24 protein-coding genes, 1 tRNA gene, 1 pseudogene and 1 other annotated feature are annotated in these 25,749 nt (G+C 39.3%); of the genes and pseudogenes, 12 read left to right on the top strand and 14 right to left on the bottom strand.

Translation table 11 applies throughout. From position 1 onward, the window contains the following. Positions 1–490: 490 nt before the first annotated feature. Genes G3T18_RS06535 through G3T18_RS06525 form a run of 3 tightly spaced genes read left to right on the top strand, consistent with a single transcriptional unit; the run spans position 491 to position 4,022 of the window. On the top strand, positions 491–1,198 hold the full coding sequence (locus tag G3T18_RS06535) for a response regulator transcription factor (protein ID WP_224409732.1): 708 nt from the start codon (positions 491–493) through the stop codon (positions 1,196–1,198). Between the two features lie 5 nt (positions 1,199–1,203). Then, positions 1,204–2,910 carry a putative bifunctional diguanylate cyclase/phosphodiesterase gene (locus G3T18_RS06530; protein ID WP_224409731.1) on the top strand — a complete coding sequence of 569 codons (1,707 nt, stop codon included), beginning with the start codon at positions 1,204–1,206 and terminating at the stop codon, positions 2,908–2,910. Between the two features lie 20 nt (positions 2,911–2,930). Then, positions 2,931–4,022 carry a hybrid sensor histidine kinase/response regulator gene (locus G3T18_RS06525; protein WP_224409730.1) on the top strand — a complete coding sequence of 364 codons (1,092 nt, stop codon included), beginning with the start codon at positions 2,931–2,933 and terminating at the stop codon, positions 4,020–4,022. Between the two features lie 37 nt (positions 4,023–4,059). On the opposite strand, the gene G3T18_RS06520 is transcribed toward G3T18_RS06525, so the two are convergent. Further along, complete coding sequence (locus G3T18_RS06520; RefSeq protein WP_224409729.1) at positions 4,060–6,138, bottom strand: CHAT domain-containing protein; 2,079 nt, start codon at positions 6,136–6,138, stop codon at positions 4,060–4,062. Between the two features lie 12 nt (positions 6,139–6,150). Then, entirely contained in the window at positions 6,151–6,918 is a 768-nt protein-coding gene (locus tag G3T18_RS06515) for a DUF1822 family protein (protein WP_224409728.1), read from the bottom strand. A 192-nt stretch (positions 6,919–7,110) separates the two neighbouring features. Between G3T18_RS06515 and G3T18_RS06510 the strand changes: the two genes are divergently transcribed. Together G3T18_RS06510 and G3T18_RS06505 are read left to right on the top strand one after the other, a co-directional pair. Then, entirely contained in the window at positions 7,111–7,311 is a 201-nt protein-coding gene (locus tag G3T18_RS06510; RefSeq protein ID WP_224409727.1) for a hypothetical protein, read from the top strand. 57 nt (positions 7,312–7,368) lie between these two features. Continuing rightward, the gene (locus G3T18_RS06505) at positions 7,369–7,560 is read left to right on the top strand and encodes a hypothetical protein (protein WP_224409726.1); all 192 of its coding nucleotides are present in this window, start codon (positions 7,369–7,371) and stop codon (positions 7,558–7,560) included. 61 nt (positions 7,561–7,621) lie between these two features. Here G3T18_RS06505 and G3T18_RS06500 read toward each other — a convergent pair whose 3' ends face one another. Continuing rightward, the gene (locus G3T18_RS06500) at positions 7,622–9,127 is read right to left on the bottom strand and encodes a serine/threonine-protein kinase (RefSeq protein WP_224409725.1); all 1,506 of its coding nucleotides are present in this window, start codon (positions 9,125–9,127) and stop codon (positions 7,622–7,624) included. A 17-nt stretch (positions 9,128–9,144) separates the two neighbouring features. After that, positions 9,145–10,491 carry an NB-ARC domain-containing protein gene (locus G3T18_RS06495; RefSeq protein ID WP_224409724.1) on the bottom strand — a complete coding sequence of 449 codons (1,347 nt, stop codon included), beginning with the start codon at positions 10,489–10,491 and terminating at the stop codon, positions 9,145–9,147. A gap of 376 nt (positions 10,492–10,867) precedes the next feature. Here G3T18_RS06495 and G3T18_RS06490 point away from each other — a divergent pair, with 376 nt between their 5' ends. The 4 genes from G3T18_RS06490 to G3T18_RS06475 all read left to right on the top strand — a co-directional run bounded on the left by G3T18_RS06490 (position 10,868) and on the right by G3T18_RS06475 (position 13,991). Further along, positions 10,868–12,244: a zinc-dependent metalloprotease family protein gene (locus tag G3T18_RS06490; RefSeq protein WP_224409723.1), complete on the top strand. Its 1,377-nt coding sequence runs from the start codon at positions 10,868–10,870 to the stop codon at positions 12,242–12,244. Positions 12,245–12,569: 325 nt separating this feature from the next. Then, entirely contained in the window at positions 12,570–12,923 is a 354-nt protein-coding gene (locus G3T18_RS06485) for a DUF6232 family protein (RefSeq protein ID WP_224409722.1), read from the top strand. A 47-nt stretch (positions 12,924–12,970) separates the two neighbouring features. Further along, positions 12,971–13,411, top strand: coding sequence for a hypothetical protein (locus tag G3T18_RS06480; protein WP_224409721.1), 441 nt, complete (start codon positions 12,971–12,973; stop codon positions 13,409–13,411). Positions 13,412–13,757: 346 nt separating this feature from the next. After that, positions 13,758–13,991 (top strand): NfeD family protein, encoded by a 234-nt coding sequence (locus G3T18_RS06475; protein WP_224409720.1) that lies wholly within the window; start codon positions 13,758–13,760, stop codon positions 13,989–13,991. A gap of 164 nt (positions 13,992–14,155) precedes the next feature. Here the strand turns inward: G3T18_RS06475 and G3T18_RS06470 are convergent. The 10 genes and pseudogenes from G3T18_RS06470 to rplS all read right to left on the bottom strand — a co-directional run bounded on the left by G3T18_RS06470 (position 14,156) and on the right by rplS (position 21,808). Then, positions 14,156–16,527: pseudogene (locus G3T18_RS06470) on the bottom strand (ATP-dependent Clp protease ATP-binding subunit). Between the two features lie 211 nt (positions 16,528–16,738). Beyond that, a complete protein-coding gene (locus tag G3T18_RS06465; protein WP_224409719.1) occupies positions 16,739–17,494 on the bottom strand; it encodes a DUF4230 domain-containing protein in 756 nt (251 codons plus the stop codon). Positions 17,495–17,705: 211 nt separating this feature from the next. Beyond that, positions 17,706–18,104: a 50S ribosomal protein L7/L12 gene (gene rplL, locus G3T18_RS06460; RefSeq protein WP_224409718.1), complete on the bottom strand. Its 399-nt coding sequence runs from the start codon at positions 18,102–18,104 to the stop codon at positions 17,706–17,708. A 68-nt stretch (positions 18,105–18,172) separates the two neighbouring features. Continuing rightward, entirely contained in the window at positions 18,173–18,745 is a 573-nt protein-coding gene (gene rplJ, locus G3T18_RS06455) for a 50S ribosomal protein L10 (protein ID WP_224409717.1), read from the bottom strand. Between the two features lie 95 nt (positions 18,746–18,840). Then, positions 18,841–19,015 (bottom strand) — a sequence feature (ribosomal protein L10 leader region). A 14-nt stretch (positions 19,016–19,029) separates the two neighbouring features. Continuing rightward, positions 19,030–19,749 (bottom strand): 50S ribosomal protein L1, encoded by a 720-nt coding sequence (gene rplA / locus G3T18_RS06450; protein WP_224409716.1) that lies wholly within the window; start codon positions 19,747–19,749, stop codon positions 19,030–19,032. A gap of 55 nt (positions 19,750–19,804) precedes the next feature. Beyond that, positions 19,805–20,230 (bottom strand): 50S ribosomal protein L11, encoded by a 426-nt coding sequence (rplK, locus tag G3T18_RS06445; protein ID WP_224409715.1) that lies wholly within the window; start codon positions 20,228–20,230, stop codon positions 19,805–19,807. A 2-nt stretch (positions 20,231–20,232) separates the two neighbouring features. After that, positions 20,233–20,853 carry a transcription termination/antitermination protein NusG gene (gene nusG / locus G3T18_RS06440; protein ID WP_224409714.1) on the bottom strand — a complete coding sequence of 207 codons (621 nt, stop codon included), beginning with the start codon at positions 20,851–20,853 and terminating at the stop codon, positions 20,233–20,235. A 1-nt stretch (position 20,854) separates the two neighbouring features. Continuing rightward, positions 20,855–21,022 carry a preprotein translocase subunit SecE gene (gene secE / locus G3T18_RS06435; protein WP_224409735.1) on the bottom strand — a complete coding sequence of 56 codons (168 nt, stop codon included), beginning with the start codon at positions 21,020–21,022 and terminating at the stop codon, positions 20,855–20,857. 257 nt (positions 21,023–21,279) lie between these two features. Continuing rightward, a tRNA-Trp gene (locus G3T18_RS06430) sits at positions 21,280–21,352 on the bottom strand. 93 nt (positions 21,353–21,445) lie between these two features. Further along, positions 21,446–21,808: a 50S ribosomal protein L19 gene (rplS, locus tag G3T18_RS06425; RefSeq protein ID WP_224409713.1), complete on the bottom strand. Its 363-nt coding sequence runs from the start codon at positions 21,806–21,808 to the stop codon at positions 21,446–21,448. Positions 21,809–22,407: 599 nt separating this feature from the next. Between rplS and G3T18_RS06420 the strand changes: the two genes are divergently transcribed. The 3 genes from G3T18_RS06420 (at position 22,408) to G3T18_RS06410 (ending at position 25,737) form a co-directional block, all read left to right on the top strand. Then, entirely contained in the window at positions 22,408–23,652 is a 1,245-nt protein-coding gene (locus tag G3T18_RS06420) for an FAD-dependent hydroxylase (protein WP_224409712.1), read from the top strand. 97 nt (positions 23,653–23,749) lie between these two features. Then, positions 23,750–25,153, top strand: coding sequence for an AAA family ATPase (locus G3T18_RS06415; RefSeq protein WP_224409711.1), 1,404 nt, complete (start codon positions 23,750–23,752; stop codon positions 25,151–25,153). Between the two features lie 32 nt (positions 25,154–25,185). After that, positions 25,186–25,737 (top strand): hypothetical protein, encoded by a 552-nt coding sequence (locus G3T18_RS06410; RefSeq protein ID WP_224409710.1) that lies wholly within the window; start codon positions 25,186–25,188, stop codon positions 25,735–25,737. Positions 25,738–25,749: the final 12 nt, after the last annotated feature.

The following is a 25,749-nucleotide window of genomic DNA, read 5'->3' as shown; positions in this document are numbered from 1 at the left end:
AATCAGAAATATCAACATCTCTTTATCATTAAAATTAGTTTATGTCAAGAGAGGTAACGTTAACCAAACTTTTCTGATTCGGATCTTACGTAAAATCGATCGCTAAACTTTGCGTGTAACACTGATGACGATCGCCACTAAATTCGCTTTGCTATATCTAAAGGTAGATATCTTTAATCATTATTAGTGAAATTTACTGGAAAAATCCCCAAGCTAGTTTTAGAGCTATGTTTAACTACAAAAAGCAAGATTATATCAGAGTCTGGTTAGCGATCGTCAAAAGCAAGATCGCTCTCAATAATCAAATCGGACAAAATACTCCTTTTACGACAATTATTCCCTAAAAAAGTGGAAAATAGTCGATTATTTAGCTGTTTTCTCACTCAATTTGGTTAGAAAACTTGAACCTGACTAACTCACTTCACAAAGTTAAAATTGAAGAATCACTGATGCTAACCTGATTGAGTTGCGAGTAAACATTAGAGCAGTCATGACTAAATTTTTGGTAATTGAAGATGCGAGAGAAGTCAGGTTAAATTTGCAAGAAATCCTGGAATCTAAAGATTTTGAGGTAATTGATGCCGAAAATGGCGAACAGGGAATAAAACGAGCGCAAGAAGAGTTACCCGATTTAATTATTTGTGATATTATGCTGCCCGGATTAGATGGATATGACGTTTTAGGTGAATTAAGAAAAGAGCCTATTACAAGCACAATTCCCTTTATTTTTCTCACTGCGAAAGTAGATCGCGACGATCAACGTTTAGGTATGGAATTAGGAGCCGATGATTATATTACCAAGCCCTGTACGCCGACAGAATTATTAAGTGCGATCGCCACCAGAATGAAAAAACACACTGCTTATATGGAATCTTACGATCTAGAAAAAAAACGAGCGCAAGCTTTACAAAAAAGAGTTCAAGAACTTGAAAAATTGAGCAATTCTCAGGAAGAATTACTGAACAAACTATGTGAAGAATTACGCAATCCTACCTCGAACATTAACTTAGCTATTAAAATGTTGAACGTAGCTAATTCAGAAGAAACTCGTCAACGTTATTTACGAGTTTTACAACAAGAATGCAGCCGCGAAATAGCAATAATAAATCAATTTTCTCAACTCCTAAAAATACTCACACCAGAAAATGCTCAACTTTTAAGTTTATTGAATTCGTTAAATAAGTCAAATCAAGATTGAAGATAATGACCAAAGTGTTAGTAATTGAAGACGAACAATCAATTCGAGAAAATTTGCTTGACTTACTCGAATCAGAAAACTTTGAAACCCTAGCGGCTGCCAATGGGAAAATTGGCATTCAGTTAGCACTCGAACAACTACCAGATGTGATTTTGTGCGACGTAATGATGCCGGAATTAGACGGACATGATGTTATTTCTGAGTTACGCAAAACTCCAGCTACGGCTAATATTCCCTTTATTTTTTTGACAGCTAAAGGAGAGCGAACTGACTTAAGAGAAGGTATGAATTTAGGTGCCGATGACTATCTGGTTAAGCCATTTACACCTGATGAATTATTAACAGCACTGTCAGCAAGATTGAAGAGATTCCTACAACAAAATGAACAGCTTAAGCAAGTCGAGCAACAATTAGAAACCTTAGAAAATTTCGATCGGCTTACAGGTTTACCTAACTCATCAGCTTTAGGAGAATATTTATCGCAAGCTGATGCTCGAAGAAACAATAGTCAAAGTTTGGTTCCTTTTTTAATTTTAGGTTTAGATCGCTTTTCTCGAGTTAACGAAGTTATCGGTTATGAGGAAGGTGATTTAATTTTACAAGAGGTAGGCGATCGCCTAGTTGATTTTGGCAAAAATTATGATTTCTTAGCAATTGTCCGCCTTGAAGGCGATGAATTTGCTTTAATTTTTCCTCCAATTAGCGATGAAAATGAAATTAGCAATATTACTGACAATCTCCTCAAAGTTATCGCTAAACCTTTTTGGGTAGCTGGGAAGTCTTTAGTCTTAACTAGTAGTATCGGAATTGCTTTTTATCCCTTAGCTAAAAACTTAGAAGAATTGCGGAAACAAGCAAGTACCGCAATTAGTCAAGCCAAAGAGTCAGGAGGAAATAACTGTCAAATTTATCGTCGTCCTTTATTTGGTCTCGATGCCGATAAAGAGTTAAAATTATTAACTCAATTTCACGATGCGTGGCAAAATAAAAAATTAGAAGTTCGCTATCAACCGAGAATCGATTTAAAGAAAAATAGACTGGTTGGTGTTGCTGCAACTGTGGGCTGGAAACACCCTTGGCGGGGCGAGATTTCTCCAGGTAAAATTATCGAATTGGCAACAGAAGCTGGCTTAATTGTGTCGCTAACTGAATGGTTGTTAGAAAAGGCTTGTCAGGAAGTAGCAAAATGGCGAGAATCGAAATTTTTTTTACAGTTAGCAGTTAGTTTACCCGAACAGTTATTTGCGGCAAATAACTTACAGGAAATAGTTACTAATATTTTAGTAAAGACAAATTTAATACCTGGGATTCTCGAATTAGAAATAACAGCTAAAACAATTGAAAATACGAAAAATCTCAATGCTTTAGCTTTAAAACTTATGGAATTAAGACGATTGGGAATTAACATAACGATCGCCCAGTTAAATATGGCTAGTGGCTGTTTGCAAGACTTAGGCGATCTCCCCATAAATGGTGTCAAAATAGATGCTAATTCGATCGGTTCATTACCGCAAAATGCACCTTTAGTCAAGGCAATGGTAGAAGTAGCGAGAAATTTAAAAATGCGCGCGATCGCGGAAGGAGTAGAAAACCAAGAACAAATAATAATGCTAAAAAAGCAAAAGTGTCACGAAATCCAAAAAAAATCAGCCTTGACAGCAGCAGAAGTTAAAAAGTTACTAGAGAAAAATAAACTATTCAAGTTAAACTAAGAAAATAGGAGCGAGCAAAAATGACTAAAATTTTACTTATTGAAGACGAAGAAGCAATTAGAGAAAATATCTTAGACTTACTAGACGCAGAGGATTTTGAAACTTTTGCTGCTCCCAATGGCAACATAGGAATTAGTCTGGCAACAGAAAAATTACCAGATTTAATTATCTGCGACGTAATGATGCCAGAAGTCGATGGTCATGACGTACTAAAAACGCTACGATCTAATCCTAGAACAGCAACAATTCCGTTTATTTTCCTCACAGCTAGAGCAGATAAAGTAGATCTGCGGCAAGGAATGGAACTCGGTGCTGACGATTATCTTACCAAACCTTGTACCCCAGACGAATTAATGCGCGCGATCGCCATTCGCTTAGAAAAAAAAGCTCTTCTTCATCAAGAGACTCAGCAAAAATTGGATGAGTTACGCAGTAGTATTTCTTACTCGATTCCTCACGAATTGCGGACGCCACTAAATGGCATTCTTGGTTTTACGGAACTGATTTTGCTTGCAGGTGAAGACATGGAAAAATCAGAAATTCTGGAAATGGTCGAGCATATCAATACTTCTGGGAAGCGTTTATATCGACTGATTGTTAATTTCTTACTTTATGCAGAGTTAGAACTAGCTCGAACTAAACCAGAACGAATTGCCCAGCTACAAAATCAAAAGACTTTTTCGGTTAAAGATTTAATCACCGACAAACTGCTTCAACAAGCACAAGAAGCAGCAAGAGAAGCAGATTTGCAGTTAAATTTGTCAGATGCTCAATTAGCTATTTCCGGCAATTACCTGCAAAAATTAGTCGAAGAATTAGTCGATAATGCCTGGAAATTTTCTCCTCCGGGGAAAGCAGTCTTAGTCAGCAGCAAAGTTGAGAATGATAGTTTTATCCTGGAAGTGAAAGACAAAGGAAGAGGGATGAAACCCGAAGAAATTGACAAAATTGGCAGTTATATGCAATTCGATCGTAAACTTTACGAACAACAGGGAACGGGTTTAGGATTGGCGATCGCGCAACGTTTAGCAGATTTACATCGAGGTAAATTAATCCTGGAAAGTATACCCCAACAAGGAACTACTGTCCGAGTTATGCTTCCTCTAGCTTAGGAACTTCGGGTTAAAGGCGATCGCCTTTAATCAATTCCTAAGCTGGTAAACGATAAATATTAATCTCCCCATTTGCCGTACCAGTAACTAAAGTTTGCCCATCGGGGCTAAAAGCAACCGCATGAACTATGGCTAAACTGGGGATAGCTTGCAATACTTCTGCGGTGTGATAATTCCAAATTCTCAGTTGAGTATCTTCACCACTAACAAGAGTGCGTCCATCAGGACTAAAAGCAATAGCTCTAGCCTTGCTTGAATTGGCGCTAAGAATACGACACTCTTCTCCATCCGCAACTTTCCAAAGATAAATCGGTCGTTCCGAACTTGCTGCGGCGACTAAGCTACCATCGGGACTCACCGCAACAGACCGAATGAAACCTCTGGAGATGTCACCCCAAGCTGCAAAGGCGGCAAACCAATCATCGTGGCGGTTGAGAATTTGCGTTCGTTTTTCTTTACGCCAGTCCCAAATCATCACGATACCGTCCATACCACCACTGACAAGAAACCTTCCATCAGCAGAGAAAGCAACCGAAGACACTTCCCAACCATGTCCGCGTAGAGTATGCTCTTCCTTTCCGCTAGCCAGATCCCAAATTTTAATGTCAGTACCGATATGTCCGCTAGCGAGATATTTTCCATCAGGACTAAAGGCGACACTGCTAACTCTAATTGCCGGAAGATTAAAGAAAGATTTATTGAGCGATCGCTGCACTTTGCCAGTATTTACATCCCACAGCTTAATTGTACCCTCATTAAACTCCATATTACTCGAACTAGCTAAAGTCTTCCCATCCGGACTAAAAGCAACACAAAGAATAGAATTTAAATTTGTCTCTGGATTGTGTGCTTCTAGCCTCTGACATAATTCTCCAGTTTCTAAATTCCACAAGCGAATAAATCGATCCATGCCACCACTAGCAATAATTTTGCCATCTGGAGAAATTGCTACCGAATAAATTATTTCTTTATTTTCCCCAAGAGTTTTTTCTAATACCCATTCGTGAGAAAGAAAATTTCGCCAAGTAGGAGGTTCGATAGCTAGATTTTGGCAAATTATCGGCAACCAACTAATTCCTGGATATTGCTGATTATATAAATCGTACAACTTTCTTCTTGCAGCCAATACCGCCGCATAAACAGACTCATTAGCAGCAAAACTCGTCAGAAAATGCTTGAGAAACTCTCGTGCAACTTCATCTGGGATCTTTTCGCGCATCACGATACTTAAAGGAATGTGTAACTTAGCTAACTCATTAGCTAGTCCCAAACCATCACAAGAATTAAAAATAGCTACTTGCAATCCTTTCGCGATCGCCTCATCAATTGCGTTATAAAAATCTCCAATTGCTAAAATTTCTTTCGGATTAATTTGCAGTTCGCCAATTGTACCATCTTCATTACTACTACTGTGACCAGCAAAAAATAAAATATGCCAGCCCTCATTTTTCCATAATTTTTCGAGTAATTTTTGTTTGCTTGGCTGGTTGAGTAAGGCAATTTCTGCACTTGATGCAACTTGCTGCAACTGCTGGCGATCGAAATTTGTATTAATGCCAATACTATCGCCTAAAACAGCTAAAATTTTTACTTGCGATTGACGTTTTGTTACTGATGTTTTCCCTGGAGATTGGTAATTCGGCGTACTCAAAGCAATTTCTGCTTTTTTATATTCAAGGGCAAATAAATTCCAAACTGACCAAGGCAGTCGGCGCATTCGATCGTTGTCAGTTTGAATAATTACTCGAATCTCATCATCTCGGTGTAATTTTTGTTGTAATTTATCCCGAATTTTTTGCCAATCTGGTTCGCCTGAATTGAGCCATGTGTTAAACTCTACTTCTAAGTTCCGAGCTGAATTAAGAGAGTTTCTTTTAATTGTTTGTCTCGATGTGGCACGAGCGCGATCGCCAGCAGTTCTGCTATACTTTGGATTTACTTTATTTTGAAAGTCTTCCTGCCACTGTTTAACTAATTCAGTAAGCCGAGGTGCTGGAGGTAACTTACCCGCCATTTTCACTTCAGGTCGAGCATTTTCTTCTCCAATTTCTACAATAACTGTAAATCCCCGGTCAAAATCACCTTCAGCTAAATTAAGGACAACCAGTTTTCCCATTATTATCTAGATTTAAAAATCTTCTCTAATCGTAACATTATCTAGAGTCAGTTGGACGCTAAATAGTTCTTCTGGTTCAATACCAAACTCCAGTTGCATAGAGTCGTCTCCCCTTTCTGCTGTTGCTTCTGAAATAATTGCTGACAATTCGTCTATTGCTACTATTTGCAAACTTTCTGGTAAATGGGTAGTATCTTCAGCTGGATAAACTGCGACAATAACTCCAACTTGGTTCTCTAATTCTAAGGTCATTTGAACAACGAGTACGACTGAATCATTTTCGCCTAATTCTATTTTTTTAGCTCGTCTAATACTGGCTTCTGGTAATTCATTTTCGCTCGAAATAAATCTAGTTTTACTCTTAGGCAAAACTGTTTCTACCGGCTGCCAATCTTGAGCTAACGTTTCGCTACCGGGCGGAATTTTATTAGCTTTTACTTCGATTTTTAAATAATTTTCCAGTAATTGAGAAATTAGGTTATCAATGAAGGGTTTGTCAACTTCTTCAACTACAGCTTTTATCTCGATTTCCAGTAGAGATTTATTACTAGGTAAACTCAAATCAGCAATCTTTTGCCAATCGTTCACTCCTACAACTTCGCAAATTTTGACAAAATTTTCTGGGCGAATTCTACTTCGCTGCCAAAATCTTTTCAGAGTCGATCTGCCTACTAAAGCTAATTGATACCAAGCCTCTTCTTCTTTACTCCATCCTTTCTTAATTCTAGCGAGATCGATAATCTCTAAACCTTGTTTCGTTGCTCTAATCGAATTTGCCATGCTTTTTCTGAATTGATTGGCTAACTAGGTTCAATTTTCGCTCATTTTAGATCCAATTGGAAGCGACAAAGCTGGTAAGAAAGTGAACGTTGAAACGTAGATATATCAGTCATTCTAGAGTTGTGGAGAAAAAAAGCAGTTCCGGAACTCGATTTCTCCTCTTTCAAATAACAGTTGAAGGAGAACCGAGTTATGCAACAACTCTTAACAACTATTTTCGGCGTAACCGCGATCGCTACCCTAGCTACACCTACTTTAGCTGAAAGCAAAGCTGCGATTGAGCCAAGTACAGCAATCTTTGCAAGTTACCGTCAGGTTGGTAACGCGATCGCTACTGACAGTTATTCCCAGGTTTGCGATGACAAAGACGGTAAAAGCCCTTGTCCTCAATAGGCGATCGCATAAATACTTTAACGCACTGTAATTATACACAACGGAGGTGAATTAACTATGTTCAGCAAGCTAGAAACAATAATTACTGCTGTCGTGACAACATTTTTCGCATTAGCTACGAGTGGAAACTTCGCGCCGATACATTTACCTGCAACCTTGTCGGTAGGGAAAAATCTTCTTCTGGAAGTGGTTGAAGCACCGCAAAACAATTGCGATCCTGCACCACCAGTGAAGAATACTGCTCGTTAATAGTAGTAAGTTAGCCCGCTTATGCGGGCTAATTTGCTATTAGAAAATTGGTGTTTAAAATTTAGGAAGAGCAATTTGCTCTTGCAGCGATCGCGCCTTCTCTATCTCCCATTTTTTCTTCTACCTCAGACAATACACAATAAGCATCATCTCGATTATCTAAATTAATTGATTTCTGTAACTGAGTCTTAGCTTCAACTAACTGATTTTTCTGCAAATAAGCTAAACCCAAATTTTTATGCAAAGCCGATTTAACTGCCACTTCTTCCGCTTGTTTCAAGCCTGCTAAAATAATCTCGACGGCTTCATCGTAATTGGCATCTCGAAGTATATACAAACGAGCTAAATTATTCATAGCCCTAGAAGCAGCGCGATCGTCTTCATTTTGACTAGCAATTCTATATTCTTGATAAGCACAATCAAACTTTTTTCGCTCCTCACAAGCTGCACCCAAACCATATCTAGCAATGCCATAATTTGACTTAAATGAAATTGCCAAGCGATAATATAACTCAGCCTGACTGTACTCTTGTGCCATATATTTATCATAGGCAAGTTTATTTAACTGTTGGGCTACTTGAGGGGATAAAAATTTCCAACCTAGCACTCCCAAAACTAAGACAACTAACTGAGTCTTCCATCTCAAAAAAATAATTTGTTTTTTAGGGTTTATTTCCCGTTGAATTATCTTTCTTTTTCTAACAACTGACGAAGTTTGCAGACTTTGCTCTATTTCTTCAATTCGTTTGAAAATCTCTCGTGTGTGTTGAGGACGAACTTGAGGAGAAAAAGCGGTCAAATCATCTATTAAATCAGCAAATTGGTGACTGCATTCAGGCGCTTGAACGCGCCAAATCAAATGACAATTTTCATAATCAAAATTGAGCTTACTCGGCTCAATTCCTGTTAGTAAATATACAAAAGTTCTTCCCAGTGCAAAAAAATCTGACTGCGGAATTGCTTTCCCATTCGTTTGCTCCCAAGGTGTATAACCATCAGAAAGTAAATTTGTTACTCGATCTTCAGGTAATTTTACTAAATAAGTGTTACTAATTTTTCTCACAGCACCAAAATCGACTAACACCAGTTGTCCATCGGGCTTTAAAATAATATTTTGCGGCTTAATATCGCGGTGAAAATAATTATTTTTATGTAAATAATCTAAAATATTAACTAACTGCTTTAACCAATCAATTGCTATTTCGGTAGTAATTAATTTATGCTCTTTTTGTGGCAACCAATTTAACAAATTAACCCCAGGAATTTTCTCCATCATTAAACAATGAAGAATCGGGCAATTTTCTGAGTCATTAATCGTAAAATATCCTTCCGCAGCTAATTTTGGTATACCTAGATGATTTAATTTTTCTAGTACCTCAGCTTCTCGTTGAAAAAGCGCGATCGCCTTTTCCATTTTCTCTAAAGAATGACAATTTTCTAGATTTAAAACTTTTAATACTTTCAGCTTATTACCATCATTTACTTCATAAATTTTACCAAAACCTCCTTCACCCAATAGCTTAAGATTATGATAACGCTTTTGCAGCAATATTTCTAAAGTCAACATAACTCTTATCATCTCCTCTATAAATTACTAAAACGATTGATAACATACTTTCTAATTAGTGGCTGAATTGTATAAACCGTTTCCTTTTCCCTAGAACTTACCGAACTGGTTTCGATTAAACATCGTCGGATTAAAGATTGAAGTGCGTCGGTAATTTTTGTCGTTGATACTTGCAAGCAAATTCGCTTTTGTAACTCAGGATGATTCAGAGTTTTTTGCGCTGTTGCTAATTTATAGATTATCCTAATTTCTAAATCAGATAATCGTTCAAATTGTTGGTCTAGAATTTCACTTATATGACCCAAATAGGTACTATTCTTAGAAAAAAACTCTGAGGTTCTACCTTGGAATACTTCTGCAATTGTTGTAGAAACTATTTTTAAGTATGTAGGATTACCTTGATAACGTTGAATCAAATTTACCCACTCTGGTTCTTCAACTAAATTCCTAACTTGCAAAATATTTTTGGCTGCTTTGAGTTGCAAACCTTCTAATTTTAAGGAACGAACTGGGCTATTTTTACCTTCTAGTAAAGCAATTTCTGCTGATTTTTCAGAACTGGTTAACAACAAACAACTTTGATGTTCTGAATTACCTATTTCTCGGCAAAAATCTCCATATTCTTGATAACATTCGTGATATTCTCCTGCTAATTTATTGGTACACATAAGTGTTTCCAAGCCATCTAAAACAATTAGACAGCGACGCAATCGCAAAAATTTTAATAAGTTTTCTATTCTAGCTTCTAAAGTTTCTAGTGACTCAAATTCCTGGTGATTAGTAACTACTGAAACTAAGTCACCAACAATTTCTTCTAAGCGTGGAGTGTAACGTAAACTTCGCCAAATTATTATTTGAAATTTATCTTTAATTTCTCGTGCTAGTTTTACCGACAAAGACGTTTTCCCAATTCCTCCTATACCTATTATTGCCACCAAACGACATTGCTCTTTTACTATCCATTGTTCAAGAGTTGCTAATTCGCGATCGCGTCCATAAAAGTTACTAATATTTGGCGCACTATCCCAATTTTCAATCCGTTTATATTTTGGTTCTAACCAACAAACCACATCCTGCCAACTGCGGAGACTATTTTCTTCTCGTCCGGTTAAAACTTCTACATATCTATACAAACTTCTAGATAAGTCTGAATTAATTGTACTAGGTTGTTTGCAGATTTTACTAGCAAGTTCTGTAGGATTATATCCACAAAGTAAACCCAATAAATACTCTTTTTCTAGCTCACTCAATCCCTGTCTTTTGTGAGGAGCATACTTTTCCTTTGCTATTTTTAAATCTTCATACAGTTTAGCTATATCCCAATACTTTTGTACTATCTGGATAAATTCTTCTCGTTGAGTCATTTTCCTCGTTCACTATTAACTTCTTAAATATTAGCTTACCATCAAGTTAACAACCAAGTTAACAATCAAGTCACCAAACTTAATTGTTAACTCGTTGACCATGCCGACAAAAAACCTTACAGAAAGTAAGATTTAACGCCAAAGTTTTGCTAGTAAATTGCCAAGCAAATTACCAATCTTGATTGGTAGCCTCCATCCTGCCTTTCTAGTTATATTATTAATGAATCTAGAAGATGATAAACCCCAGAAAAATTTAGTTTCTATCAGAGTAAGGTTAACTTTGGAGACCTAAAGTTCGAGCAATAGCTGCTGAGAAAGCAAAAAAGTCTTCAAATGTAATCCCATCTCCATTTAGCTCACAGGGAGGCGATCGCTAATGTTTTCTTTACGTTCTCAGTTTTTGTTTGGAGCCAGCTTTCTCGCACTATCAGCTTGTCTGACTCCTAAAACTCAAGCCCAGATCATCGATAAGTATCTTAAAGTTCAGCCAATTCGAGTTTGTAATGACTTTGGCTTGAATTGTGCCGAGATGAACTTTTTTGAAGCCGAAACAGATAAAATTTGGTTTCAGGCAGGTATTGACATACTTTTCCTCGACTCCGTACAACTCAATGACTCTAAATATTTAAGTATTGCTGAAAACCCTGATAGTTCCCCACCTTACATCAATTACGAATTCCATCAATTAGCTTTTTCCGGAGATCCAGGTTCTTTCGGAAGACACCTGGACTCTGGGTGGAACACTGGACCTTTAAATATGTGGTTCGTTGATAATATCGAGACTGCTCTTCCTAACTTCACTACTTATGGAACAGCTTGGATAGGTGGTAATGGAACTATAATTAACGATGCCACTTTTAGTTATAATTCAGGTATTGGTCGCCGAGATACAATTGCTCACGAAATTGGTCATAATTTTGGACTCAAACATGATAATTTTGGTGCAGGTGATTCCGTAAATTTAATGACAAAAGGTAGTAAACGTAATGCTGCTAATTCTGTTAATGATATTACTCCAGACGGAGCTAAATTAGATCGGCTTACCCAAACCCAAATTGAGCAAGCTAGAAGTAGCAGTTTCCTCAGCACAATCCCTAAAGTTACTATTGATACTATCGGTTCTACACCTTATGAGACTAATGACTTTTTTAAAGTTAAGTTTTTAGAAGGTTCGTTAGGTAAAACTTTGGATTGGTTGACTTTAGATCTCAGTTCGGTTAATGCTTTTTTTGATCCCACAAATAATGCTCCAGGTTTAGAAGGATCGCCCCTAGGAATGAACTTACTTAACGGTATTTCTGACACTGATATTCAAGTTAGCGGTCTTGTGGATGGAAGTCAATTACTTAGACTAGATTTTCTGAATAGTTCTTTCGAGGTAGGCGATAGTTTTAATTTTGGCTTAGATATCGATATTTGGTCGAAAATTGACTTTTTTGGTGCTGAACCTTTTGAATTGGAAGGCGCTCTTTTTACCTTTGGATTTGATGATGGTTATACTGTTACCTCTGCTCTTAATGACTTTGTTGCCAGTTCTCATCAGCCTTTTACTAATTCTCAGTTTTTTGGCACGTCACTAGGTAGCGGAAATGCTCCCCAAACACCCCCTATTCCCTTGGAATTACCCGAACACGAACCCGAAAAAGTACCCGAAAATTTTATCTCTTTTTGGGTTTGGCTTGGTTTAGTAACCTTCGGTTTAATCTCACAAAAATTGAGTTTTAAAAACGAAAAAATAGCTGCCCTTAAGTAAATAAATATTAATTTTAGCTATTTTTTAGGCGGTTAAAATTCTTGCCAATCTTGCTAACGAGTAAGTTTATTTGTCGAACAATTAAGTTACCAACAAAAAGATTAATTTTAATTGTCAAGTTGGTGATAGTTCTGATGATTAATCTCGAAGCAAGAAATTATCAAGGTGCAAGTAGATTAACAATAGAGGTTGCTAGTCGCTAGATTTTTGTTTCAGTTATTTTGGTTTTAAAGCTAAATAAGTAGCCAACCAAACAATGATTTAGTTGTTCGATTGCTCTTGCTGTGAAAGTAATTTTTTCTAATTTATTAGGGAGATTTTGATAATGGCAGATTCTATTTTTTACGATAACGGCGTAGTTAGGGTAACGAGAAATATGTTTGAAGTTCCTAGTACTCAGTTTCCTATTCGTAATATTGCCGCAGTTAAAACTTTAATTGAAAACCCTAGTCGTAAAGGACCTATTATTTGTATTGTTTTAGGAGTTTTTTTGCTTATCTTTTACGGTCTTGGTCTTTTGTTAATTGGATTAGGAATTTGGTGGTGGCGTTCTCAAAAGTCTACTTATTGGATAGTAGTTGTTTCTGGGGGATCGGAATCAAGAGCGTATGCTTCTACCGATTTTAAACAAATTAGAGAAATTCAGTCAGCAGTTAATAGCGCTTTATCGCAGCATTAGTCAATTTGAGTAGGAGAAAAAGTAAGGTTTAGTTAGGAGCAAAAATTATGGCAATCGATCTGGATTTATTTTCTGGTAGTAACTACCGTTCAACTATTTCTAGGTATTGTAATCAATTAGGATGGAAAATTGCAGATATTAACGATCGCCGTACTATTCTTCGATTCACAATGGAGTCTGGTAGCACTCAAACTCTTTTTATTTTACGCTATGACACTACTTTGGAATTTTCTGTACCTAGTGGTGTCAAGTTTGATAGTCGAGATGAGATACCAGGTTGGATGTCTACGCTGTTGATTGCAGAAAACTCTAACTACAAAATCGGTTTTTGGTGTTTGGAAACTATTAGTGGTAGACAAACTTTTTCGATTATGCACAATGCTGAGATAAGTTTAATTGATGTTCCTTATTTTCAGAAAGTTGTTATTCAGTTAATTAACGAATGTGATAAGTTTGAGCAAGCAGTTTATCGAGCTTTAAGAGGTTAGTTTATTTGCTCTCAAGGTGGGTCGCGATTTCTTCTTAGTTACTTTCTAGAGGTCAAATTTATCAAAAGCTTGATTCGTGTAGCTAAAATTTCCTCATCGAAAAAGTTTTGCCTATTTTTGTCGATTGAGATTGCTTATGCTATTAATATGATAGTTCTTACCTAAGATAGATGTGTAGAAAAGAACTTATAAATAAAGCACAAATGTAGACTATAATAGCAGCAAAAAGTAGGCGATCGCCGTGTCGAAGATTTGCCTGAAGTGAGATTTAAATCACACCGAAAAGGTATTCTGAGCAGCTATCAATGAGATTAACTTATCTAAGCTAACAGGAGTGTATTTACCAATGAGTGAAGTTGCTAGCACTGGTGTAGAAATGTTTGCAGAACCATCTGTAGGAAGTGTAGAAGTAGCGATCGCTCACGATCGACCGGGACGAGCGAAGTTTCGTGCTAGCTATTGGCCCGCGAAGCTTTACCAAACTACTCCCGATCTTATTCCTACTATTCTACAGCCCGGTCAGCCAGTAACTGTTGTGGGTAGAGAAGGAATTGTCTTATTAGTAGTTCCAGCAAAGTAGCGATCGCGTCTTAGAAATCAGTCTTTCTTAATTAAATAATGGCGATCGCACTCAACTATCTCTAGCAACAATAATAGCGATCGCTTCGGTGAAAATTAAATAATCCGCCTTTAGCATGGCTAGAAGGCGGATCTAATCTTATTTATTTGATTTTCATGAGGTGGTTAGCCGACAGGTTGCAGGAGTAAATCGGAATGCTTCGAGCCTTTGACTTTCACGTTACCATCTTCGTCGAGGTCTACCAGTACGGTATCTCCATCTTCCACTTCACCCGACAAAATGGCTTCTGCCATACTATCTTCTAACAGTGCCATAATTGCCCGACGCAAAGGTCTTGCACCGTAACTAGGATCGTAACCTTCACTGACGACACGCTCTTTAAACGCTTCTGTAACTTCTAAATGAATCGATCGCTGTTCGCTCAGGCGATCGCTAACTTCACTTAACATACTTCACTTAACATATTGTCAGCGATCTGCTTAACTTCATCCTTAGTCAATTGACGGAAGACAATAATCTCATCGAGACGGTTGAGGAACTCTGGACGGAAATAATTCTTCATTTCGTCGTTGACGCGATTTCGCAGTTGATTATACTGCGATTCCGCTTTGTCTTCAGCGAACTCAAAGCCAAATCCGCCACCACCTTTCTCAATAATTCTCGAACCGATATTCGAGGTCATAATTACTAAGGTGTTGCTGAAGTTAACATGACGACCTTGTGCGTCAGTCAGACGACCATCATCTAACAGTTGTAGCAACAAATTAAACACATCTGGGTGTGCTTTTTCAATTTCGTCGAACAACAACACTGTATAAGGTCTGCGTCGCACTGCTTCGGTTAACTGACCGCCTTCATCGTAACCGATATATCCTGGAGGCGAACCAATCAACTTAGAAATCGTATGTGGTTCCATGAATTCCGACATATCGAGGCGAATCATTGCTTCGTCGGAACCAAACAGATAAGCGGCTAAAGCTTTGGCAAGTTCGGTTTTCCCTACCCCAGTTGGACCGGAAAAAATGACACTCGCGATCGGTCGATTGGTATCTTTCAAACCGACTCTTGCACGACGAATGGCGCGAGAAACTGCTTTGACAGCTTCGTCTTGACCGATCAAACGTTCGTGGAGGTTGGCTTCGAGATGCAGTAACATCTCCGATTCTGGGCGGGTTAGCTTAGTAACAGGTACTCCCGTCCAAGAAGCAACGATTTCGGCGATCGCTTCTTCGTCAACAATGGGAACTTCTCGATCTTCTTCTACTTCTTCGGCTTTGAGACGCTGAGAATGTCGTAAATGAGTCCGCGAACCAGCTTCGTCAATTAAGTCAATTGCTTTATCGGGAAGGAAGCGATCGCTAATATAACGGTCAGATAATTTTGCGGCTGCGGCTAAGGCTTCTTGAGTAATACTCACTTTGTGGAAATCTTCATAAGTTTCCCGCAAACCGATGAGAATTTCAAATGTTTCCTCAACTGAAGGTTCGCCAATTTTAACAGGTTGGAAGCGACGTTCTAATGCTGCATCTCGTTCGATATGCTTGCGGTATTCGTCGAGGGTAGTCGTTCCCACACACTGCAATTCTCCTCTGGCTAAGGCAGGTTTGAGCATATTTGCTGCATCGGTTCCCCCTCCCATCGCACCTGCACCCACGAGGTTGTGAATTTCGTCGATTACGAGGATAATATTACCTGCTTCTTTCACTTGGGCGACAACTGCTTTGAGACGTTCTTCAAATTCGCCTCGGAAACGAGTTCCGGCTAGGAGTAAACCCATGTCCAAGCTAATTACCTGTTTATCGCGGATTAACTCGGGAACGTCACCAGAAACAATTCGCAAAGCTAGTCCTTCAGCGATCGCGGTTTTCCCGACTCCTGGTTCTCCGATCAAAACTGGGTTATTCTTAGTACGACGACCTAATATTTGTACTGTTCGTTCGATTTCCCGTTCCCGTCCCACTACAGGATCGATTTTTCCTTCTGCTGCCCGTTGGGTCAAATTAATGCTAAATTCTTCTAAGGTGGGTTTTTTGCCCATCCCCGGACCGAAGAAAGAACCTGGTTGTTGCCTACTACCCATTGTGGCGGCGGCGGCCGTATTTTCTTCTGTAGAGGAATTGATTAATTCCTGGCGAATTTCGGCTCGATTGACTTCGAGTTGTTCCAAAACTTTAGTCGCTACGCTTTCGGTTTCCTTGGCGATCGCTAGCAATAAATGTTCTGGCGCGATAAAATTATGTCCTAGTTGTTGGGCTTCTCTGAGTGACTGATCGAAAATTCGCTTGGCTTTCGGTGTAAATGGTATATTTACTGGGGAATAACCCGGTCCTCTACCAATCAATTCGTCTACTCTCTTGCGGGCTTCCTTCAGCGTTACACCTAATTTTTTCAGGATTTTCGCTGCGTTAGAAGTTCCTTCAGCAATTAATCCCAGGAGAATTTGCTCGCTTCCGACGAGATTGTGCCCCGTACGCCGAGCTTCCTCCTGAGCTAACATAATAGCTTTGATTGCTTTGTCTGTGAAATGTTCAAACATAGTTGAAGATATTTAACCTAAATATACTGCTTAATTTTTCTTTACTTTGTTCCTTACTTCAACTATATCGAGGTTAACTGATTTGGATCAGTGGGAAAATCCGTAACCTAGTTGTCAGTTAAAATTTACCGAACTTGGGTTGACAGCGACCTAATTTTGTAGTAAAAGAAAATATTTGTTGATTAGTTAGCGATCGCCACTCAAAAACTAACTAATTATGCACCGAGTTAAATTGCTCGTTAACCGGAGTAGATGGAGGAAGTTGACAAGTTTGGACAGAAGGTGGAGAAGTTTTCACTTCAACCTGTTTATAGCCCGTGGTACTTAACAACTGAGTAACTGTCAATTGAGCGCGATCGTTTGCTTCTTTTAGCACCCCATCAGAGCAAGCAGTCGTAACAATTCGTTGTAAAGTAGTTTGTTGGGCTAAGGTTTGTAATTCTGGTGCCACATCAGGACCCAAACCTAAAAAACCTCGATTATAGTCATAAACACGAGAGCGATTAACATCAATTTTACTATCGAGAATCTGTGGCGGCGGGAGGATAACTTCAATTCGCTCATCAGTGACAGCAATATCTTCAGTTTCCAACTCACTTAAATCGACTCCAGCGCGTACTTCACCATAAGCAATATAAAGTAACGTCGTCGAGCCAACCACAATTTTACCTAATTTCCGGTCTTGACGAGCCGGAACCACAGCCTCCATAGCAAAAACAGCAGTCGTTAATTCACTAGCCCCGCGCAGTTTACTAACAATTTGAGTGGGCGGTTCAATTTCGGGTTTCGCCGGTTCAGCATGAAAAATCGTCCCAACCTGACTAACAAAGCGAGATCCCGTTTGCCACAAACCAAACAAGAGTAATAAAAAAACTAAAGTAATACTACCTTTAGTAATCAAAAAGATATATTTTAGGAAAGATAAGACACCCCGATCTGATGATTGGTTGGGAGTTTTCGGACTCATAAGTTTGCTCTGCATAGTAATTAACTTTCGCGATCGCCCGATCGGGCGCTGGGCGGAAGCCCAATCGCCACTAATCACGCTGACTACTTCACTCAATCGAAACTACAAAAATTTTGCACCCAATTTCGCTGAATTGAATTACCACTTAATCTTACAAAAAAATCAGGCATCCTCAGCGAATGCCTGACAAAGACTATCGAAAGTAAGAATTTTACTTAACGCTGACTTTCGCTCCAGCTTCTTCAAGCTGTTTCTTAACCGACTCAGCTTCTTCCTTAGCGACAGCTTCTTTAATCGGCTTAGGAGCAGATTCAACCATTTCCTTAGCTTCTTTCAAGCCCAAGCCAGTGATTGAGCGTACCACTTTGAGGATTGCAATCTTCTTATCAGCCGGGAACTCTTCGAGAATAACGTCAAATTCAGTTTTCTCTTCGACTTCTTCGGCAGCCGCAGCACCACCACCCCCAGAGGGAGCCATCATCATCATCCCACCAGAGGGAGCAGCAGCACTTACACCGAATGTGTCCTCGATTTGCTTAACAAGCTCAGAAGCTTCCAGCAAAGTCAGAGATTTCAATTTTTCCAAAATTTCGTCAGTTGTAGCAGACATGAATTAAACTCCTTGATGGTAATTAGTTAACTTTAACGACGCTCAAGCGCCAATTGGCAATCAACTGCTTAAGCAGCCTTGTCTTGTTCTTGTTTTTGAGCCAAAGCCCCAAAAACTCTGCCCAAAGAACCAGGAACCTCGTTGATTCCCCGTCCCAAAGAAGCAGGAACTTCATTGATCCCGACAGCCAGCTTAGTAGCGATCGAATTAATCGCCCCAGCCACTTGACCAATCAGTTCTTCCTTAGAAGGCAGATCCGCGATCGCTTTTACCTGATCTTGATTCAGGGCTTGACCCTGCATCACGCCACCGCGAAACTCAGTTTTCTTAGTAGCTTTCTGAAAATCCTGGTAAGCGCGAATCGCACTACCTACATCGTCTTTCACCAGTAAGAAGGCAGAACTACCAGCCAAAAATTCATTCATTGGCTGCCAGGTTTCATCACCTTCCACCGCACGCCGCATCAGCGTATTTTTGGTGATTTTACAAATTGCACCTGCGGGGCGCAGACGATCTCGCAAATCGGTAATTTCGGCTACCGACAGCCCTTGGTAGTCAATGACTACTGCTAGCTGCGATTCACTCAAGAGTTGCTTGAGATCCTCAACTACCGCTTCCTTGTTTTCTCGCGTTCTTCCCAACTCTGACTCACCTCCTGTGTTTATTTGGTAATGGGTTGGTAACTGCTCGCTGATAACTACTCAGGAGGTCTTTACTTCGTTGCTAAACAACTCGTTTTCCCAACACAAAACCCCGACATTTTTGCCGGGGTTGTGCTTGACGCAACACACTTTCTTAACTCTGCCACAGCTAAACTACGGCTGTAGCAGAAAGGGAAATTGTGAGTATCAACCTCGGCAGGGTATTAAGCTATTCGCTCCTGCTGTCTTCGGCTTAAACCTATTCAGTTATGAGTTATGAGCACTTAAGCAGCAATTTCAGTTGTTTTTAGATCCCGCAGCGAGCTAATATCAACTTCAATCGCAGGTCCCATTGATGCCGAGACATATACACTGCGCCAATAACGACCTTTAGCTCCAGAAGGACGATTGCGATCGATAACTTCCTGCAATGCCTTCAAATTGACTAACAAATCTTCTGCTGGGAATGATGCCTTTCCAAACATAACATGAACGATCCCAGTTCTGTCAGCCCGGAATTCTTGTTTACCTGCTTTAAATGCGCCAATCGCATCAGTAATGTCAGTAGTAACTGTTCCTCCCTTCGGAGAAGGCATCATCCCTCTCGGACCCAAAAGCCGCCCCAATTTAGCTACTTTCGGCATCATGTCTGGAGTCGCGATCACAATATCGAAATCCATTCGTCCTTGTTGGATTTCGTCGATTAATTCTTCAGAACCAACCACATCAGCACCAGCGTTAGTTGCTTCCTGTACTTGTTCGCCTCTAGCGATGACGGCAACCCGCACAGCTTGACCTGTACCTTTCGGGAAGCTAACCGTTGTCCGTAACTGTTGGTCGGTGTATTTGGGGTCAATTCCCAAACGAATATGAGCTTCGGCTGTTTCGTCGAATTTAGCCGTAGCTGTTTCTTTTAAAAGATTGAGAGCTTGTAGTGGTTCGTAAGCTCGTGGTTCTACTTTTTCCAGCGCCGCTTGCATTCGACGCGAGATTTTTTTTGCCATTTTTTTCTCCTTGGGTAAATAACGAAGCCGCAGCCTCTCCCCTAGTTAAATTATTTTAGTCTTCGATTTTCACGCCCATGTTTTTCGCCGTTCCTGCCACAATCTTCATTGCTGCTTCGATATCGTTAGCATTCAAATCGGGCATTTTAGTTTGCGCTATTTCCCTCAATTGGTCGCGAGTTATCTTACCCACGTTCTGCTTATTCGGTTCACTAGCGCCTTTTTCTACTCCGGCAGCTTTGCGAATCAATACTGACGCTGGTGGCGTTTTTAGGATAAAGGTAAAACTGCGGTCTTCAAAAACCGAAATTTCTACCGGAATCACCATTCCTGCTTGGTCAGCAGTCTTCGCGTTGTATTCTTTACAAAAAGCCATGATATTTACGCCATGTTGACCTAGGGCAGGTCCCACAGGCGGCGCTGGATTGGCTTTTCCTGCCGGAAGAGCCAATTTAATCAGGGCAACTACTTTCTTTGCCATTGCTAGCTTTGTTTCTCAACTTGGTTAAACTCTAATTCTACTGGCGTATCGCGCCCAAAGATAGACAGCAGAGCTTTCAGTTTACTTCTTTCCGGACTAACTTCAATGACCTCACCTTGAAAATCTTTAAAGGGTCCAGAGAGTACGGAAATTTTGTCTCCCACTGCCATATCGATTTTGACGATTGGTTCTCGCTCGGTAGTTTGTCTGAAAATGCGCTCGACTTCTCCCGGACTGAGAGGAACAGGTTTTACGTGACCGCGCCCTCGTCCGTAGCGACGTTTTTGTTCAGCACCTACAAAGTTAATCACATTTGGGGTGTTTTTGACAACCTGCCAACTTTCATCGTCCATTACCATTCTGACTAGGACGTAACCGGGAAAGACTTTTTCTTCGCTATGTTGGCGACTGCCATCTTTCCGGATTTTCACGGTTGGCATTTGGGGAATTTGTACTTGGAGAACTCTGTCAGCTACATCCAGCGTGCGAATACGCATTTCTAGGTTTGCCTTCACGCGCTTTTCACAGCCTGAAGCTACCTGCACTGCATACCAACGAGCTTTCTGTCGTTTTTCTTGTTGCTCAAGATTTTCTTCGTCTGGATATTCTGCTGCAAAACTCATTTTAAAACACCTTCCCTGCTGCCCATGCGAAGAAGTTATCGACTAAATAAATAATTGTTGCCACTAGTGTTACCATTAGCATTACTGCCGCCGATTCCCCAATCAATTGTTGTCGGCTAGGCCAAACGACTTTGGCAAGTTCTTCTTGAGTTTCTTTGACGAAACTCATATTGCCTAAGCCCTCTTTGCTGTCTTTGGTTTCTGTATTTTCTTTTTTAGTTGCATTTTTCTTTGCCACTGTTACTACCCTCCCCCAAAAAGTTCATTTAAAGGCGAAGTAATTTTCTACCTTTAAGTTTTATTTTTACTCACACTCAACAGCTTACCCGAATCTTGATTTGGCTAGGAAAAGCGTAGTTTGGTACGCTTGGGTTTCGCGTCACTGGTTTGCTCTTTTCGGGTACAGCCTTTTGGTTGAGATGAGAACGCGCCCTGGAGGACTTGAACCCCCGACATCAGGTTTTGGAGACCTGCGTTCTACCAACTGAACTAAGAGCGCATACTTTTTTATTATAACGTGAGGCGGAGCTTTTCTTCGATCCAGTTTAACGCAAAAGGGTAACTTTTGCAGGAGACTCCGCCGCTCTCTAGTTTAAATTGGGCGGTCGAAACGTTGTTTAATGCGGGTTGCTTTACCAATGCGATCGCGTAAATAATATAATTTGGCTCGACGTACTTTACCTCTACGAACTACTTTTACTGATTGAATTCTCGGTGAATGTAGCAGAAAGACTCTTTCTACTCCCACACCTTGGAAAATCCGTCGAACGGTAATTGTTTCATTAATTCCGCCATTACGCATGGCGATTACTGTACCTTCAAATGGCTGTACGCGTTCCTTTCCCCCTTCAATAATTCTTACTCCGACGCGTACTGTATCCCCCACGTTAATTGAGGGTAAGTCAGATTTGATGTATTCTGCTTCTATTGAGCGAATGACTTGTTCGGCTTTCATGGCTTTTGTAAAAACTCACAATTTTCTACTATACCTCATTGAGAGGATTTTTGTCTAGATTTGTTAAGAATCTTCGCCGCACCCGTAAACGGGCGGCTACACGAACGAAGCCCGCCTTCGCGGGCTAGTAAATGCTGTCATTCTTTTAAAGCGAAGAATCTCAAGCACACCTGAGACGAAGGGACAATCTACATTGCGCTGGAGATGCTACTCTACCCTTCGGGAAGGCTACGCCAACGAGAACGCTACGCGAACACTCAATTCTTCACTACGTTCACCCATTTCCCTCAGCATGACATAATTTAGACTGAGAACCTTTTGGCGATCGCTTCCCAATTGTCAGTTTACATTGTCATTCTGAGCGAAAAGTAGTGTCATTCTTTTAAAGCGAAGAATCTTCTCCATCCAGTATGTTGGAGATGCTACTCTACCCTTCGGGAAGGCTACGCCAACGAGAACGCTACGCGAACACTCAATTCTTCACTGCGTTGAGAATTTCACTCAGCATGACATAATCAGATACAGAAGTAAAATGCCCATCCCATCGGGCGATAAAATAAAGTAAATATTCCTAACATTTACTTGCTATTTAGCCAAAAATGATTTTAAATCAGTTAACTCCCGAAAGAGAAACGACGACCGTAAACTTAGATTATGATGTGGCGATCGCTGGTGGCTCGATTGTGGGAACTACTTTTGCGGCTGCGTTGCAGGATTCTGGCTTAAAAGTAGTTATTATTGAAGCGTTACCCCAAGAAGTAGCCACTGCACGTAAGCAAGCTTATGCTCTTTCGTTACTTTCGGGGAGAATTTTGACTGGGATTGGTGTTTGGGATGATATCTTACCCAAAATTGCCCAGTTTCGCAATATTCGCTTGTCGGATGCAGATTATCCGGAAATTGTCAAGTTCCAGTTGTCCGATTTAAAGACAAATGCACTGGGTTATGTTGCTGAACATGGCACAGTTTTGTCTTCTCTGCAACAGTTTACGGCGGAATGCGACAATATTACTTGGTTATCTCCGGCAGAAGTAATCAAAGTTGATTATCACGAATCAGATGTCGAAATTGAAGTAAAATTAAACGGAGAGATCCGCAAACTGCGATCGCGTTTACTGGTGGGTGCTGATGGGAAGCGATCGCAAATTCGTACTCAAGCTGGTATCCAAACTCACGGCTGGAAGTATTGGCAATCTTGCGTCACATTTACGATTAAACATTCAGCCCCAACTAATGATACTGCTTTCGAGCGCTTTTGGTATAGCGGTCCAATGGGAGTCTTACCTTTACCAGGAAACCGTTGTCAGATAGTCTGGACATCTCCCCACGCAGAAGCGAAAATTTTACAAGAACTACCCGCAGACGAATTTCTGGCAAAATTAGAACAGCGTCTGGCTGGTTTACTTGGAGAAATTGAATTGAGCAGCGATCGCTATTTGTTTCCCGTACAATTGATGCAGAGCGATCGCTACATTAAACCTAGATTAGCCTTAATTGGCGACGCAGCCCACTGTTGTCATCCCGTCGGGGGACAAGGTTTAAACCTCGGTATTCGCGACGCAGCCGCCCTTGCTCAAATCTTGCGCGAAGCTTACAATCGAGGTGAGGATATTGGTGATATTCGCATCCTCAAACGCTACGAACGCTGGCGCAAACTAGAAAATCTTACTATTCTCGGCTTTACTGACTTTTTAGACCGAATTTTTTCTAATAACCTTTTTCCTATTGTCACCCTCCGTCGCTTCGGTTTGTGGCTAATGAATCACATTCATCCTCTCAAAATCTATTCCCTAAGATTGATGACAGGATTATTGGGAAAAACCCCGCAATTAGCCCAACGTTAAAAAATGAATTCAAGGTGGGCATTGCCCACCCATCAAAACTGGTAAACTGAAAACAGTAAATTATTTATTTTTCACTCAGCTAAGTTAAAAAATTGCCATGAAAATAAAAATTTGTAACTTAGGCGTTATCGAAAAAGCTGAGATAGATTTAAAGCCTCTTACAGTGTTTATTGGTCATAATGGCACTGGAAAAACTTGGACAGCTTACACTTTAGCATCCATTTTTAGTTCTTACGGATATGAACAGTATTTAACAACATATCTTGAAAATAAAAATATAACTCAGCAACTTTACCCACCTATTGATACTGCTATTGAACAAATAATAAATGAAGGTAATGCTCAAATTAATTTAGTTGATTTTGTAGATAAATACGCAGAAATATACTTCAACGAATTAGCCAAGTTGACACCTAATTGGATGAATAATTTTTTGGCTACCGAACGAGCAAATTTTCAAAAATTAAAGGTTAGTTTTGATTTACAGGATACCAAACAAAAGTTAAAACAAGCAGTTTATAATTTAAGTATAGATTCAAAAATTTCTCCTGACTCAAAAGAAAATTTTTCTTTACTAAATAGTTTAAAAGAATCCGACGATTATACTCTTTATTTTTATAGGATTTCTACTAATTCGGATCGAGAAATTCTCCAAAAGCTTCCCAAACAAATTCTTATTAGCTTTATATACAATGTGATATTTCAAGCGATTCATAATTCTTTGTTTAAACAACTGTATATATTTCCGACAGAAAGAACTACATTTATTACCTTACCTTTTCAAAACTTTAATGCGACCACTGCTCAAGCAGCAATTGAAGAACAAAAGCGGCAAAATACAAAATATTTAGTTTATCAACCAGTAAGATATTTTTTAAGAATTATTCATCGAATTTTAAACGGAAATAAGCTAGAACGAGAAAAGTTAGGGAAAAACCATCAAATAATTTATAAATACATACAACTTTCTCAACTATTAGAAAAGGAAATTTTACAAGGAAAAGTAGATTTTGATAGCTCAGGATTACAGAAAGAATTGCTTTTTGAAGTATCAGAAAATTATAAGTTAGAAATGCCAATTGTTTCCTCAATGGTAAAGGAACTTGCTCCCTTAGTTCTTTGCTTACGTTATCTAGCTGAACCCAATGAATTAATAATTATTGATGAGCCGGAAATGAACTTACATCCGGCGGCTCAAGTTGAAATAATTGAATTTTTAGCCACGTTAGTAGAGGCTGGACTAAATGTATTAATAACTACTCATAGTCCTTATATTGTCGATCATTTATCCAATTTAATGCAAGCTGCTAGATGTGAAGATAAAGAAAGTATCAAAGAACGTTTTTATTTAGAACGTACAGAAGCTTTCATTCCACAAGAAAAGGTATCGGTTTACTTATTTGAAGACGGGACAGCCAAAAACATTTTAGGCGAAAAAGGAAGAATAGATTGGGGTAGTTTTGCTGATGTTTCTGATGATATTTCCCACATTTTCTCTTAGATTGTTAATACTTTAAAGTTGTTGAAGAAACTGTGTGTTTTGATATTTTAATGTTAAGTGGATGTTTGCTTCCTGGTAAAACAAGTTTCAAAGAAGAAGGTGTTTCAATTAACATTCAGCCAGAAAGTGGAGAAACAATTCTTTTTTTCTCGATAGATGACCAAGTAAATACTCAGTGTAAATTGCGACAATTATTAGGAATGAACAAAGAGAAGACAAGAATTTGCGATTTGCTTGTTTTTTATGCTAAAGAAGATCGGAGAATAATTTGCTTTGTAGAATTAAAACGTAGTGGTAAGCTAGGAGATGCTGTTGAGCAAGTAATTAATACAAGTAAATATTTTCAGCAATTTTTGAATAAAAACAAATATCTTAATCAATCTAATTATTTGAGCAAAGCTTTTATTATTTTAGAAGGTTCTGTGCCAAAAGAATATCAAGAATATAAAGATAAGTTAGATAATGCTTTTGGGAAAAATAATTACGATCATAACGGGAGAAGTACAGATTTTGGTAACTTTTTAAGAGGTACAGGAGGTATACCACGTGAATATAAAAAAGGTAAACGCAAAAAAAGCAAATAGGTGGGCAATACC

The sequence above is a fragment of the Oscillatoria salina IIICB1 genome, assembly GCF_020144665.1.
Classification (GTDB): domain Bacteria; phylum Cyanobacteriota; class Cyanobacteriia; order Cyanobacteriales; family SIO1D9; genus IIICB1.
Note: the sequence above shows the minus strand (reverse complement) of the source record. Positions and strands in the feature narration are given on the sequence as shown.